The sequence below is a fragment of the Tritonibacter mobilis F1926 genome, from assembly GCF_000376545.2.
GTDB lineage: Bacteria > Pseudomonadota > Alphaproteobacteria > Rhodobacterales > Rhodobacteraceae > Epibacterium > Epibacterium mobile.
The window spans coordinates 971,047-984,720 of record NZ_CP015230.1 but is presented as its reverse complement, the minus strand read 5'-3'; the positions used below and the strand labels follow the sequence as shown (position 1 = coordinate 984,720).

The window sequence follows — 13,674 nt, the reverse complement described above, 5'->3', positions numbered from 1 at the left end:
GGCATATCACTTGCCATTTGGCGTGATTCTGGCCGGTTTCTACGCAGAGTGGAGATCATTTTAACCTCCTCTGAGAGCGCTTTGCCTGTGCCACCCAACGTGCGCGATGCGCCGGGCACGCCAAGAGAGCCGCAATCTTTGTGCTCAGACCCGGCGCGACCGGGGTAGTAACGCGTCCGCCCGCTTTGATTCGAATCACATCGCCCTCACGGGTGAGCTGAACCACAGGGGAAAACCCCCGCACCCGTTTGAGCATCCGCCACATATCCTGTCGGATCTGGTGGGCCAGCCGAAGCGGATCGCCCTCTGGTAGAGTGGTGGACGCCACCACATCAAAGCGCGCGGGCAGTTGGCGCGACAGCGTCAGCTCCCCCTCCCCGCGCGTGATATGCCAGCGCACCGTCATGCGCGCGCCCCGCCACAGCGCGGCGGTTGTGCCATATCCGCACAAAACGCATGAGAGAGGCTGAGGCTCCGCATCACCGTGTCCGGCTTCCGAAATATTGCGGCGACCGGCACGAGCTGTTTAGCTCCGCCACTTGATTAAGGTATTGCCCTCCATTCGCACGGGTCGGTTTGGGCAGCGCCACACCCGGCCATACCATATGGACCACGATCTGCTGCGGTGTGCGACCACCGTTTTTCTGCTGCATTGCGGGCATCACTGCCGTGCAGATTTCCTTCATCCGCTTGGAAGTGACACGCATCCTCGTATCGAACTTGCCATATAGCCCGACCACCGACAGAATCGCTTGTTTCTTTTGAGATTTGGACTGGCCGTCATCACGAGACTGGGTACGAGTGATGTTGGTGGTGTCCAAATGCAGCAGGCAACCGGTGGTGCCGTCGCTCAATTCGAATGTCTGCTTGCCCCGGCATTCCTTGCCCGGCTGCGCGGCGGCAGCCGGCAGGGCCAGCATCACGAAAATGCACGCGAATAGATAACGCATAAGTCGCTCCTTGATTGAATAGACCTTCTGCATAGGGCAATTTTCCTCAGAGCGGGATATTGTCGTGCTTTTTCCACGGGTTCGCGAGCTTCTTGCCACGCAGGCTGGCAAAGGCGCGCGCCACGCGGCGGCGGGTGGATTTGGGCTGGATCACCTCATCAATGAACCCCCGCTCTGCTGCCACAAATGGATTGGCAAAGCGGTCCTCATAGTCGGCCGTATGCGCCGCGATCTTCTCGGGGTCGTTCAGATCGGCGCGGTGGATAATCTCGGTTGCGCCCTTGGCGCCCATCACCGCGATCTCGGCGGTGGGCCATGCGTAGTTGAAATCACCACGCAGGTGTTTGGACGCCATCACGTCATAGGCGCCACCATACGCCTTGCGGGTAATGACCGTGACCTTAGGCACCGTCGCCTCACCGTAGGCAAACAGGAGCTTCGCACCGTGTTTGATGACGCCGCCATATTCCTGAGCTGTCCCCGGCAAGAAACCCGGCACATCCACAAAGGTCAGGATCGGAATTTCAAAGGCATCGCAGAACCGCACAAAGCGCGCCGCCTTGCGCGAGGAGTCGATATCGAGACAGCCCGCCAGCACCATCGGCTGATTGGCCACCACGCCCACACTCTGCCCCTCAAGGCGAATGAACCCGGTGATGATGTTCTTGGCGAAGTCTTCCTGGATCTCGTAGAAATCGCCCTCATCCGCCACTTTGGTGATGAGTTCCTTCATATCATAAGGTGTGTTGGCGTTTTCCGGGATCAGCGTATCGAGGCTATCCTCGATCCGCGCGGGGTCGTCAAAGAACGGGCGCACGGGCGGTTTTTCGCGATTGTTCGCAGGCAGGAAGTCCACCAGACGGCGCACTTCGGCCAGCGCTTCGACGTCGTTTTCAAAGGCACCATCGGCCACGGAGGATTTCTTGGTATGGGTGGAGGCCCCGCCCAGCTCCTCGGCGGTGACCTGTTCGTTGGTCACGGTTTTTACAACATCCGGGCCGGTCACGAACATGTAGGATGTGTCCTTCACCATAAAGATGAAGTCGGTCATCGCGGGGCTGTAGACCGCACCACCGGCGCAGGGCCCCATGATGACGGAAATCTGCGGGATCACGCCAGAGGCCATGATGTTGCGCTGGAAGATTTCCGCATAGCCCGCAAGTGCATCGACGCCTTCTTGGATACGGGCACCGCCAGAATCGTTGAGACCGATGATCGGCGCGCCGTTCTGGATTGCCATATCCTGAATCTTGCAAATCTTTTGCGCGTGGGTTGCGGACACCGAGCCACCCAACACGGTGAAATCCTGTGAGAACACATAGACCTGACGGCCATTGATGGTGCCCCAGCCGGTGATCACACCGTCGCCCGCGGGCTTGTTGTTCTCCATGCCAAAATCGGTGCAGCGATGGCTGATGAACATATCGAACTCTTCAAAGCTGCCTTCGTCCAGCAGGAGTTCGATGCGTTCGCGGGCGGTCAGCTTGCCGCGCGCGTGCTGTGCATCAATGCGTTTTTGTCCACCGCCGAGCCGCGCGTTTTCGCGGCGCTCTTCGAGTTCGGCAAGGATATCCTTCATGGCAAATGCCCCCTGATCAGTTTGGGCCCACTGTTTTGAACAGAGTTGAACCGGGTTCGTTGGGGCCGACCCTAGCTTGGGCCCGCCCCTCACCCAAGGCAAATATCGCAAATTTGCAAATACAATGCATACCCATGATGCAAACTGGCAAATTAGCTAATTCAAGGCACGAAATGGATCGCGCCGTCTGCGCCGCACACCACAGAATAAACGTGCCACTAAGTGACCTGCGACACAGACAGGCTTTGGCGTGGCGCACAAGATTGTACCCTTGAGTGCGGGTTTATTGGACAAGCACCGCTCCGCGCCGTAAACGGTTAACACGCAAACTAAACCGAGACGTATAGTGACACGCAGCACCCCACCGACCATTTGGACCCTGATCCTGCTTTCTGGCCTCTCCGCGCTTGGCATGAACATCTTTCAGCCCTCACTGCCCGGCATGGCCACCTATTTCGGGGTTGAATATCGGCTGATCGCGCTGTCGGTGCCGCTTTATCTGGCCGCAAGCACGGTGATCCAGATCGTTGTCGGGCCGATTTCGGACAAGATGGGGCGGCGTCCGGTGATGATGGCGTCATTGGTATTGTTCTTGCTGGCCACATTGGGCTGTATCTTTGCAACCACGGCCGAGGGATTTTTGGCCTTTCGCATGGCGCAGGCGGTGGTCGCCACCTGCATGGTGCTGAGCCGCGCCGCCGTGCGCGACATGTATGAGGGACCAAAGGCGGCGAGCATGATCGGCTATGTCACCATGGGGATGACGGTGGTGCCGATGATGGGTCCGGCGCTTGGCGGGATCTTGGATCAGGCCTTTGGCTGGCATGCGAATTTCTGGCTGCTGTTTGCCGCCGCTGCGGTGACGCTGTTGATTTTCTACGCTGATTTTGGCGAGACCGCGACCGCGAGCGGCAAGCCGTTGATCGCGCAGTTTCGCGAATACCCGGCACTGCTGCGCTCGCCGCGCTTCTGGGGCTACTCCTTGGCGGCGGGCCTGTCGTCGGGCAGTTTCTTTGCCTATCTCGGCGGCAGCCCCTTTGTGGGCACCAATGTCTATGGGCTGAACAGCGCCCAACTGGGGATCTATTTCTCGGCCCCGGCGCTGGGGTATTTCCTCGGCAACTTCCTGTCCGGACGCTACTCGGAGCGGTTCGGGATCAATGCGATGGTGTTCTGGGGCGCGATCATCAATATCTTTGGCGTCGGGCTGTCGCTGACCATCACTCTGGTCGGGATGGACTCGGTCTGGACCTTCTTTGGCCTGATGTGTTTTGTCGGGCTCGGCAACGGTATGGCGATCCCGAACGGCACCACCGGTGCGATCAGCGTGCGCCCGCATCTGGCGGGGACCGCTGCGGGGTTGTCATCGGCGATCATGATCGGCGCGGGTGCGGCGCTCTCGGCCACGGCAAGCTGGCTGCTGGTGCCCGGCTCTAACGCTTCGCCGCTTCTGGAGATTATGTTTGGCAGCGGTGTCTGCGGGTTGATCGCCATCCTCTATGTGATGCGCCGCGAGCGGCAGTTGGGCCTTGCGGCCTGATCCTTCTGACATTTCTGCCTGACCAGAGGTGTTTCGCTTCGGGCTTTGCCCGAAGCGACCCGCGCGGCGCGCGCCCCTGCCGGGGCGCGCGCCGCGCTCGGCCCAACTGCGGGTCTTGCTTTTTTAAAGCAGGGGCCGTGGGCGGGAGGTCTCCCTTCGCCCTTTCGGGTTGCTCTATGTGGGCGCAGTTAAAACCAGTGCAGCTTGCCAGAGTGAGTTTGCACTTATACAAACTCGCTCAGCTCAATTTGCAAAGGCACGCCACATGGCCACCCAAAAGCTCTATGCCGGGGCGAAACTGCGCGAGATGCGCAACCGGATCGGCCTCACACAGAAGGACTATGCCGCCAAGCTCGGCGTCTCGCTGCCCTATCTGAACCAGATGGAGAACAACAACCGGCCCGTGTCCACCACCGTGGTTCTGGCGCTGGCACAGGAGTTCGGGCTGGATGTGACGGAGCTGTCGTCTGGGGACAGCGAGCGGCTGATTTCCGACATGCGCGAGGCGATGGCCGATCCGGTCTTTGCCGATGATGTGCCGCCGCTTGCGGATCTGCGTCTCACCGCCTCAAACGCGCCAGCGCTCGCGCGCGCTTTCCTCAGCCTGCACCGTGCTTACCGGCAAACCCATGAACGGCTTGCCTCGCTGGATGAGGCGCTGGGGCGTGCGGATGCGCGCATTCAGGCCAGCCCCTGGGAAGAGGTTCGCGACTTCTTTCACTACTGCGACAACTATATCGACGCCGTGGACCGCGCGGCCGAGCGGTTTTCAGGCAGCGGCGACACCCGCCTCAACGCCGAAACAGCGCTGCAACAGATCGGCGTCACCCTCACCCTGCGCGACATGGAAGGCCTGCGCGCCTATGATCCGGAGACCAAGGTGCTGGCGCTCTCGCATCGCTCCGCGCCGCAGACGCGGCTGTTCCAGATGCTCTTGCAACTGGCGTTGCTGCGCTACGGGGATTTGCTGGAAGCAACGCTGGACTTTGCAAAGTTTCAGACCGAAGAAGCGCGCTCCATCGCAAAGATCGGCCTTGCCAACTATTTCGCGGGCGCGGCCCTGATGCCCTACACAAGGTTTCTGGAGGCCGCGCAATCCTGCCGTCACGATCTGGAGCTGCTGGCGATCCGATTTGGCGCTTCGATCGAGCAGGTGGCGCATCGCCTCTCCACCCTGCAACGCCCCGGGGCCAAGGGCATTCCGTTCTTCTTCGTGCGTGTCGATCAGGCTGGTACCATCACCAAGCGCCACTCTGCCACGCGGCTGCAATTTGCCCGTTTTGGCGGTGCCTGCCCCTTGTGGAACGTCCACCGGGCGTTTGAGACGCCGGGGCGTTTTTTGCGCCAACTGGCCGAGACACCTGACGGGGTGCGCTATATCTCACTGGCGCGAGATGTGTCGAAACCGGGCGGATCCTTCGGGGCACCGGTGCGGCGCTATGCGATCTCCTTGGGCTGCGAAGTCAGTCACGCGGATGCGCTGGTCTTTGCGGATGGGCTGGATGTGACGCAGGCCTCGGCGTTTGAACCCATCGGCATTTCCTGCCGGATCTGCGAGCGCCAGCATTGCCACCAGAGATCGGTGCCGCCGCTGGAGCGACGCCTGTCGGTCGACACCAATGAGCGCAGCGTGCTGCCCTACCGGGTCAACTAGTCACGCAAAAGGGCCGCCCAAATCTGGGCGACCCTTGGTGTTCATCAGGAAGGCTCAGGCCTTGGACAGAATGCCCCAGATCTCATCCTTGAGGGCTGCCCGCTTCTTGCGCAGCTCGCTTTCGGCCTGCTCGGACACCGGCTCCACATTGGTTTCGGCGCGGTGCACGGCGCGGTTTACCTCGTGATAGTCGTCCGCAAGCTTTGCAAAATGCGCATCTGACTGTTTGAGATCACTCATAAGAGCGGCTTTTTCAGGGAATTCTTCGGCCAGTTCATGCGGGGTATGGGACATTTGTGCGCTCCTTCAATGCGTTGTTTGACAAGAGCTTAGAAGATGACTCGCAGGCACACTTTGACCGGGATCAAGTTTTGGAGGAATTCAAAACCCCAAATGACGTGCGGCCAGCATCGCTACAATATCCGGGCCTCAAGTCAAGGTGCCGCACCAGCGCCCGATTTGAAGCGCCGCTACATTTTATGCCGTGTGGTGGCAGAGGTTTAGAACCGTGTGAAAGGGCGTACACCTGCTCCACCCCACTCCGAGAAGGGAGCAGCTGCCTGATCGGGCACAGGGATAGGAATAAAGACAGCCTTCAAATCAGGTTGGTCTGCTCTGAGCCCTCGTTGCCTTGCATTGCAAACGAAAGCTGAAGTCATCATTGGCATTCGATTTCCATCCAGTGATTTACAGAAAAGGCTCGTCCTCCGCCAAGACTTTGAAGCTGAACTGTGGCTCCACCATCACCTTTGTCGAAGCGCGCATCTATCGTCGATATGTCTCCAATGCCAGAACTAAGGCTCAGGATCTGAATATCGGGTTTGCCAAATTTAAGCTGCATCGAAAAAACGAGTGCCACGAACTCTTCAAAGTCGCCTTCCAACTTTTCATGGACTGAAGAGACTACCCCGTTGCAAACAAACAGGGATAGGTTCGTGCCTTCGACAACCCATTGTCCCGGCAGGTTTTCTAAAGTAGGCACGAGTTCCCATCCCTGTCCGAGCGCATGCTGTTGTGCTGCTTCAAATGAGCTTCCCAGTTTGAAGCCCCCGACTTCCTTTGGATCGGCAGCATATGCCACAGAGGTGACAAACACGCCGAATGCAGTTGTTAAATAGATCCTTTTTGAAAAGTTCATTCGAGTTCCCATTGGTTGTTAAGTCGGTCTTCGCAGAAACCGGCAGGAAATCAATGACATCTTCGTCCAGTCACCGACCACAATGACTATCAGAAATGTCGATAAAAAAACCGCCCCACTGCGGATGCAGGGGGCGGCCAGTCGTGACCGACAGTGCAGGGTTCAGCGCTGCGAGGTCTCCCAATCCGGGTTGAACCAGGGTTCGGCATTCGACGACGGCAACCGTCGGCCAAGGATATGATCGGAGGCTTTCTCGCCGGTCATGATCGAGGGCCCGTTGAGGTTCCCGTTGGTGATGCGCGGGAAGATGGAGCTATCCGCCACCCGCAGCCCCTCGACGCCGATCACCCGGCATTCAGGGTCAACCACCGCCATCGGGTCATCCACCGCGCCCATCTTGCAGGTGCCGCAGGGGTGATAGGCGCTTTCGACGTGTTCGCGCAGGAAACCGTCGATCTCCTCGTCTGTTTGCAGGTCGCTCCCCGGCTGGATCTCATGCTTCAGGTAGGGTTTCATCGCGTCCTGGGCAAAGATCTCTCGCGTGAGGCGCACGCATTTGCGGAAATCGATCCAGTCCTGCTCGGTTGACATGTAGTTGAACAGAATCTTCGGCGCGGCATTGGGATCGGCGCTGGCCAGTGTGACCTCACCGCGCGAGGCGGAACGCATCGGGCCGACATGGGCCTGAAAGCCGTGGCCCTCGGCTGCCGCCTGCCCGTCATAGCGCACGGCAATTGGCAGGAAGTGATACTGGATGTCAGGGTAGTCGATCCCCTTGTCGGAGCGAATAAAGGCCGCGCTCTCGAACTGGTTTGAGGCCCCCAGCCCAGTCTTGGTAAAGAGCCACTGCGCCCCGACCAAAGCCTTGCCGAAGAGGTTCCAGTATTTATAGAGCGTGATCGGCAATTTGGAGGCGAACTGGAAATAGAACTCCAGATGGTCTTGCAGGTTCTGACCGACGCCGGGGCGGTCTGCGACCACCTCGATGCCGTGTTCGGCCAGATGTTTGGCGGGACCAATGCCCGAGAGCATCAGGAGTTTAGGCGAGTTGAGCGAGGAGGCTGCGAGGATCACTTCCACATCCGCACGGATCACCTCGATCTGGCCACCGCGCTCGACTTCGACACCAACGGCGCGGCCGTCTTCGATCACCACCTTGCGGGCCAGCGCGCGGATCATGGTGCAATTGTCGCGTTTCAGGGCAGGCTTCAGATAGGCGTTGGCGGCAGACCAGCGGCGGCCCTTGTAGACCGTCATCTCCATCGGGCCAAAGCCCTCTTGCTGCTCGCCGTTGTAATCCTTGGTGACCGGATAGCCCGCCTGCTGCCCGGCGTTCACAAAGGCATCATGCAACGGGTTGTCGCGCGGGCCGCGGGTGACATGCAGCGGGCCGTCGGTCCCGCGCCAGTCGGGATCGCCGCCATGGCCGCGGTCATCCCAGGTCTCCATGCGTTTAAAATAGGGCAGCACATCGGCGTAGGACCAACCCGTGGCACCGCTCTCGGCCCAGTGATTATAATCGCCCGCGTGGCCGCGCACATAGACCATCCCGTTGATCGAGGACGACCCGCCAATGACCTTGCCGCGCGGGGTGACCAGTTCGCGCCCGCCCAGATGCGGCTCGGGCTGGGATTTGTAGCCCCAGTCATACATCGACATATTCATTGGGTAGCTCAATGCGCCCGGCATCTGGATGAACGGGCCTGCATCGGTGCCGCCATGTTCGATCACCAGCACCGATTTCCCCGCCTCGCTCAGACGGTAGGCCATGGCGCAGCCTGCGCTGCCGGCCCCAACAATCACGTAATCCGCGTTCATCGCGTCCATTCTCCTGTCACAGGGCCGCACCCGCCGGGGCTGACCACAAGGCATAGCTTCTCTGATCCCGCGCGTCCTTTTGGGCGACGGGGTGGGTGGGTGGGCGTCGCCCAAAAGGACGCGCCCTATCGTTTAGGTGCAGACCTCAGAAGGCTGCTTCGCAATCGCCCATGCGCACATAGACCGACTTCACCTGGCTGAAGTGCTTGATCGCCTCCTTGGAGTTTTCACGCCCCACACCAGAGGCTTTGACGCCGCCAAACGGCGCTTCAACGGGTGCGTCATTGTAGGAATTGATAAAGCAGCTGCCGGCCTCAAGCTGACCGATCACCCGGTGGGCGCGGGTGAAATCCTTGGTGAAGACCCCGGCAGAGAGGCCAAATTCAGTGTCGTTGGCGCGCGCGATCACGTCCTCTTCGCTGTCAAAATCCAGAACGCACATGACCGGGCCAAAGATCTCTTCTCGGGCAATCACCATATCGTCGGTGACATCGGCAAAGACGGTGGGCTGCACGTAATAGCCATCCATATCGGCGCGTCCGCCGCCGCAGATCAGGCGCGCGCCCTCGGATTTGCCCTTCTCGATATAGCCCAGCACGATGTTCATCTGGTTCTCGGTCACCATCGGGCCGAAGTTCACCTCTTCATCCATCGGGTCGCCCAGCTTGGCGGTCGCTGTGCGCTCGGCCAGACGGGCGAGGAATTTCTCCTTGATGTCCTTGTGCACAAACACCCGCGTGCCGTTCGAACACACCTGACCGGAGGAATAGAAATTGCCGTTGATCGCGCCAGAGATGGCGCTCTCGATATCGGCGTCTTCAAAGACGATCATCGGAGATTTGCCGCCCAGCTCCATCGTCACATGCTTCATGCCGGAAGCCGCAGCGGCGTAGACCTTTTTGCCGGTCGGCACAGAGCCCGTCAGCGAGACCTTGTCGACGCGCGGGTCGGTCACAAGCGCACCGCCAACCTCGCCCATACCTTGGATGACATTATAAAGCCCCGCAGGCGCGCCCGCCTCAATCAGGATCTCGGCCACTTTGAGCGCGCAGAGCGGCGTGGTCTCGGAGGGTTTGAACACCATGGAGTTGCCACAAGCCAATGCAGGCGCGCCCTTCCAGCAGGCGATCTGGGTGGGGTAGTTCCACGCGCCGATGCCGACACAGAGGCCCAGCGGTTCGCGGATGGTATAGACCCAATCCTCGCCCAGCGGGATATGCTCGCCCGTCAGGCTTGCCGCCAGACCGCCGAAATACTCCAGCGCGTCAGCACCAGACGTGGCATCCGCGACCAGCGTTTCCTGCAGCGGCTTGCCGGTGTCATAGGTTTCCAGCACCGAAAGCTCATGATTGCGTTCGCGCATGATTTCAGCGGCGCGACGCAGGACGCGGCCCCGCTCGGTGCCGGTTTTCTTGGCCCATTCCTTTTGCGCGGCCTGCGCCGAGGTCAGGGCCTGCTCGATAATGGCCGGGGTGGCGGCATAGACGGTGGCGATCTCTTCGCCGGTGGCGGCGTAGATCACCGGGATCGGGGTGCCGGAGGTATCTTCAACATAGGTGCCATTGATAAAATGGCTGGCTTTGGGCTGGGCCGGATGTGTCATGTCTTTCGCCTCTTTCGTGTTCGAGGTGCCCCGCTCTGGTGCGGGGCGTGATGTGTGGACCTTCGCGGCCAACAGGTGGCGCGCGAAGCTGTGCGGTTTCAATCGGGGACCGGCACATGCAGGACGGGCGCGCAGGCGTCTGTCGTGGATGGGTCGGCGGTGCAGCGCCCCCGGCCGGGGACGCTGCGATGTCACAGGTTTAGTGAACGGTTTCGATCTTGGTGAAATCGAGGTCGTTTTCTTCCGGGCTGGCCTCAATCGCCATGACCTCTTCGCGCTTGTTGACGAAGATATAGATCAGGCAGGCCACGTAGAGACCGATCACCACGGCACCGATCCATTCAATCTGCAGCCACTGGCTCTGGAAGGCGACGGTCAGCGCAAAAAGCACCACCGCATTGCCGATCACATAGACCGGGCGGCCCAGACGGCGCGAGCTGAGGTTGAGGTTGTCAGTGTAGAGACGGATCAACGAGTCAAAGGAGTTGATCACAAAGATCACGCCCACAACCACCATGGAGATATTGATGTACAGCGTCGTCTGGATCTCGTTGAGGTGGTAGTAATAAAGCACCGAGAACCACACCGCGAGGGGGATCGACGGGAACACCAGAAGCGAGACCAGCACCTGCCATGTCTTGAGGCCGCCCACAAAGCGCGAGGTGAACTGACCGATCATGATCGACCATGCAAACCACCAGAACAGGTAGAATTCATGGTAGTCGGTGAGCGGCAGCACGAATTTGTGGATATTGGCAAAATAGCCGCCAATGTTGGAGGCGGTGGAGGCGAACTCGCCCAGCCCCATGCCGGAATAGGCCCACATGCCAAGGATCAACAGCGCAAAAAGCCCGGTCGAGCTGAGTGACAGGATGCGCACATATTTGATGTCAGTGGACGAAAACGCGGCAAACAGCACCACGAGGAAGGTCACAGCATAAAACGCCGGGATCACCGTCTCGCCGTCGCCCACGAAAGTGGCGTAATAGGGCAGATAGTTCAGGAACAATGCGCCGGTAAAGGCACAGGTGCCGATAATGACGATATTGTTGATCCATTTGACCACCGGGATCTCGAAGAATTTGACCTTCGGTTCGATCACGCAGAAGTAGAACGTGGTCAGGAAATAAAAACCCCAGATCAAGAAGCCCCAGAAGCCGAACTCCAGCGCCAGCGGGTTGGTGAACCCATAAGCGGGCTCTGTTGCGGTATCCGCATAGAGCGGGAAGTCCCACGCCAGCGGGAACATCACGAGGCCCACGTCGAGGCCCGATGTGAACAGGATTGCGATAAATGTGAACAGCGGTACAGGCGTCACGCCGACCACCTCCAGGTTCCACCACTTGATGACGCAGAATGCCACCAGCGCGAAGGCCAGCAGAATACCTGCAGAGATCAAATACGTCATTCGTTTTCACCTCCCAGTGAATAAGTCGCAGGGGCACCCTCTGGCGCCCGCTTCGGTCGATGTTATTATTATTGGTGGCGTCGGCTGAGTGGCCTGCGCCTGAACAATCTAACCAAATTTTGAATGGCCATTCAAGTTTTGGTTTTTTGAGGTCAATTATTGAAACTTCTGCCCCACTGGCGCACTCTGATTTTATGGCACGTAAACGCATTCGCGACATCCGCAACGAAGAGCTTATTGAAGCAACCATCATCACCGTCCACAAACGTGGCTACGGGACTGTAACCATGGCGGAAATCGCGCGTGAAGCGGGGGCTTCTGCCGCCTCGATCAGCTATTATTTCGGCTCCAAAGAAGGGTTGATGGAAGCCACGATGCGACATCTGTTGCGCAAGCTCAGAGACGCGATGGTCGCAGGCTACGCGCAGGCGCAATCGCCGCTGGAGCGGCTCTATGCGGTGATGGATGCGAACTTTGCAGATTCGCTTTACACGGTGCCGCAATGCAGCATCTGGATGCAGTTCTGGGCCAATGCCCCCTACTCCACCAGTCTGGCACGCCTCCATCGGATCAACCGCGCCCGTGTGCGCAGCCATTTTGTCGCCGAGCTGAGCCAATTGGTGGCCCCCGATCAGGTGGAAACCGCACGTCAGGCGCTGCAAAGCTATATGGATGGAGTTTGGTTGCAGGCCGCCCAATCGGATCAGCCGCTGGATACCCAAGCCGCACGGCGCGCCGCGCATCGGGTGGTGGATCTGGTCACCTCGCGCGAATTGGTCGCCTAGGGTCAGGCCAGAGTCAGGCCAGGGTCAGGATTGAGGCGCCAGACCGGGGCGCTGCCCCGGACCCCGGGATATTTGGCGTTAGAAGAGAGGCTCAGCCCTCGCGGCGATAGACCAGTTCGGTGCCCCGTGGCAGGTAGGTCAGAGCCAGTTCTTCGTCCGAGATACGGGTGATCTGATAGCACAGGCTGGTGCCCGCGTTATTGTCCCACGTATAGAGGAACACCCCTTCGCCATCGTAGTCGGCGCAGCTGTCTTGCAACGAGATATATTCCACCGAGGTTTCCGCGCCGGCATAGGAGTTGATCCGCTCTGCGCCGCTGACGCGGAAGCTGTCGTTGGGATCCATGGTAGAGAGCCACAGCCCCTGCAGGCTTGCCAGGAGCCGGTCAAATCGGTTTTCGGACTGCACGACCAGGGCGGTGAGGACCAGTTCCGATGTGGTGTCGAAGAGATCCTCGCGCTGGCCATAGAGTTCGACTCGGCGGCCGCGCGGGATCTCCTGCATTTGTTGCCAGAGCTTGCTGGAGGTGCGCCCGTCATCATAGACCAAGAAGCGCCGTCCGGTGCCGATGAAGGTACAAAAGCTGGAGTAACTCGCGACCTCGGTTTCACAGCCCTGAAACACCGCCTCGCTGACAAATTGAGGGTGTGTTGCGATACGCGCCGCGCGGTCGGGATCGGCGGGTTTGAGATTGAGGCTCAGACTATGGCTGTAGTCGGGTGTTTCCAGCCCGGTGTCTATGCGTGCGAAATTCTCGTGGCGAAAGCCCCGGCGGGCGCAGGAGTCGTCCCCACTGATCGAGAAATCATCGTCATCGACGCAAAACCCCAGCTTGTCGTCGGTGAAGACCCAGCCCTCGGTTTCGACCCGCAGGTAATAAAACCGGCGCGGCAGCACGCCGGGCACCACCTCGGCGCATTCTCCGACGGGGACTTGCCACCAGCCTTCGGACACCCAGCTGTCAGCGTTCTTATACCCGATGGCGACATTTTGTGGATCGCTGGTGTCGTTGCACAGATCCAGCGCCGCCTGAGCCACAGACGGCAGCACCAGCGAGATCGCCAGCACCAACAAAAGCCTAAGATCGGGCAAGGACATAGCGCTACACTTCATACATCTCGACGCGGATATCTATGACAGAAGTGTAACGGGCTGACGACACGGCGTGCGGGAAGTTGTTAACTTTTTTGAAGATATG

General features: G+C 59.5%; 12 protein-coding genes. 3 read left to right on the top strand and 9 right to left on the bottom strand.

Translation table 11 applies throughout. The features are described 5' to 3' along the window. Positions 1-55 precede the first annotated feature (55 nt). The 3 genes from K529_RS04735 to K529_RS04725 form a co-directional block, all read right to left on the bottom strand. On the bottom strand, positions 56-406 hold the full coding sequence (locus tag K529_RS04735) for a hypothetical protein (RefSeq protein ID WP_005619651.1): 351 nt from the start codon (positions 404-406) through the stop codon (positions 56-58). Between the two features lie 73 nt (positions 407-479). After that, complete coding sequence (locus K529_RS04730; RefSeq protein ID WP_110590741.1) at positions 480-950, bottom strand: hypothetical protein; 471 nt, start codon at positions 948-950, stop codon at positions 480-482. Positions 951-996: 46 nt separating this feature from the next. After that, positions 997-2,529, bottom strand: a complete 1,533-nt coding sequence (locus K529_RS04725) for an acyl-CoA carboxylase subunit beta (protein ID WP_005619654.1) — start codon at positions 2,527-2,529, stop codon at positions 997-999. Between the two features lie 346 nt (positions 2,530-2,875). Here K529_RS04725 and K529_RS04720 point away from each other — a divergent pair, with 346 nt between their 5' ends. Both K529_RS04720 and K529_RS04715 read left to right on the top strand, forming a co-directional pair. After that, positions 2,876-4,069 (top strand): multidrug effflux MFS transporter, encoded by a 1,194-nt coding sequence (locus K529_RS04720; protein WP_046001994.1) that lies wholly within the window; start codon positions 2,876-2,878, stop codon positions 4,067-4,069. Positions 4,070-4,334: 265 nt separating this feature from the next. Beyond that, positions 4,335-5,723: a helix-turn-helix domain-containing protein gene (locus K529_RS04715; RefSeq protein ID WP_046001993.1), complete on the top strand. Its 1,389-nt coding sequence runs from the start codon at positions 4,335-4,337 to the stop codon at positions 5,721-5,723. A gap of 54 nt (positions 5,724-5,777) precedes the next feature. Here K529_RS04715 and K529_RS04710 read toward each other — a convergent pair whose 3' ends face one another. From K529_RS04710 to K529_RS04690, 5 genes are all read right to left on the bottom strand, one after another. After that, on the bottom strand, positions 5,778-6,017 hold the full coding sequence (locus tag K529_RS04710) for a YdcH family protein (RefSeq protein WP_005631653.1): 240 nt from the start codon (positions 6,015-6,017) through the stop codon (positions 5,778-5,780). A 364-nt stretch (positions 6,018-6,381) separates the two neighbouring features. Beyond that, positions 6,382-6,861, bottom strand: a complete 480-nt coding sequence (locus K529_RS04705) for a hypothetical protein (RefSeq protein WP_005631656.1) — start codon at positions 6,859-6,861, stop codon at positions 6,382-6,384. A 162-nt stretch (positions 6,862-7,023) separates the two neighbouring features. Further along, complete coding sequence (betA, locus tag K529_RS04700; protein WP_046001992.1) at positions 7,024-8,679, bottom strand: choline dehydrogenase; 1,656 nt, start codon at positions 8,677-8,679, stop codon at positions 7,024-7,026. 145 nt (positions 8,680-8,824) lie between these two features. Beyond that, positions 8,825-10,282, bottom strand: a complete 1,458-nt coding sequence (betB, locus tag K529_RS04695; RefSeq protein WP_005670941.1) for a betaine-aldehyde dehydrogenase — start codon at positions 10,280-10,282, stop codon at positions 8,825-8,827. 199 nt (positions 10,283-10,481) lie between these two features. Then, positions 10,482-11,690: a BCCT family transporter gene (locus K529_RS04690; RefSeq protein ID WP_005615170.1), complete on the bottom strand. Its 1,209-nt coding sequence runs from the start codon at positions 11,688-11,690 to the stop codon at positions 10,482-10,484. A gap of 194 nt (positions 11,691-11,884) precedes the next feature. On the opposite strand from K529_RS04690, the gene betI reads away from it, so the two are divergent. Then, positions 11,885-12,475 (top strand): choline-binding transcriptional repressor BetI, encoded by a 591-nt coding sequence (betI, locus tag K529_RS04685; protein ID WP_005615171.1) that lies wholly within the window; start codon positions 11,885-11,887, stop codon positions 12,473-12,475. A gap of 91 nt (positions 12,476-12,566) precedes the next feature. Here betI and K529_RS04680 read toward each other — a convergent pair whose 3' ends face one another. Then, positions 12,567-13,574, bottom strand: a complete 1,008-nt coding sequence (locus tag K529_RS04680; protein ID WP_005615173.1) for a DUF1036 domain-containing protein — start codon at positions 13,572-13,574, stop codon at positions 12,567-12,569. Between the last annotated feature and the right edge of the window lie 100 nt (positions 13,575-13,674).

What these genes read in the sequence shown, in the direction of transcription:
- betB (WP_005670941.1), bottom strand. Translation starts at nt 10,282, where the DNA reads ATGACACATCCGGCCCAGCCCAAAGCCAGCCATTTTATCAATGGCACC.
- K529_RS04715 (WP_046001993.1), top strand. Translation starts at nt 4,335, where the DNA reads ATGGCCACCCAAAAGCTCTATGCCGGGGCGAAACTGCGCGAGATGCGC.
- K529_RS04710 (WP_005631653.1), bottom strand. Translation starts at nt 6,017, where the DNA reads ATGTCCCATACCCCGCATGAACTGGCCGAAGAATTCCCTGAAAAAGCC.
- K529_RS04690 (WP_005615170.1), bottom strand. Translation starts at nt 11,690, where the DNA reads ATGACGTATTTGATCTCTGCAGGTATTCTGCTGGCCTTCGCGCTGGTG.
- K529_RS04725 (WP_005619654.1), bottom strand. Translation starts at nt 2,529, where the DNA reads ATGAAGGATATCCTTGCCGAACTCGAAGAGCGCCGCGAAAACGCGCGG.
- betI (WP_005615171.1), top strand. Translation starts at nt 11,885, where the DNA reads ATGGCACGTAAACGCATTCGCGACATCCGCAACGAAGAGCTTATTGAA.
- K529_RS04680 (WP_005615173.1), bottom strand. Translation starts at nt 13,574, where the DNA reads ATGTCCTTGCCCGATCTTAGGCTTTTGTTGGTGCTGGCGATCTCGCTG.
- K529_RS04730 (WP_110590741.1), bottom strand. Translation starts at nt 950, where the DNA reads ATGCGTTATCTATTCGCGTGCATTTTCGTGATGCTGGCCCTGCCGGCT.
- betA (WP_046001992.1), bottom strand. Translation starts at nt 8,679, where the DNA reads ATGAACGCGGATTACGTGATTGTTGGGGCCGGCAGCGCAGGCTGCGCC.
- K529_RS04705 (WP_005631656.1), bottom strand. Translation starts at nt 6,861, where the DNA reads ATGAACTTTTCAAAAAGGATCTATTTAACAACTGCATTCGGCGTGTTT.
- K529_RS04735 (WP_005619651.1), bottom strand. Translation starts at nt 406, where the DNA reads ATGACGGTGCGCTGGCATATCACGCGCGGGGAGGGGGAGCTGACGCTG.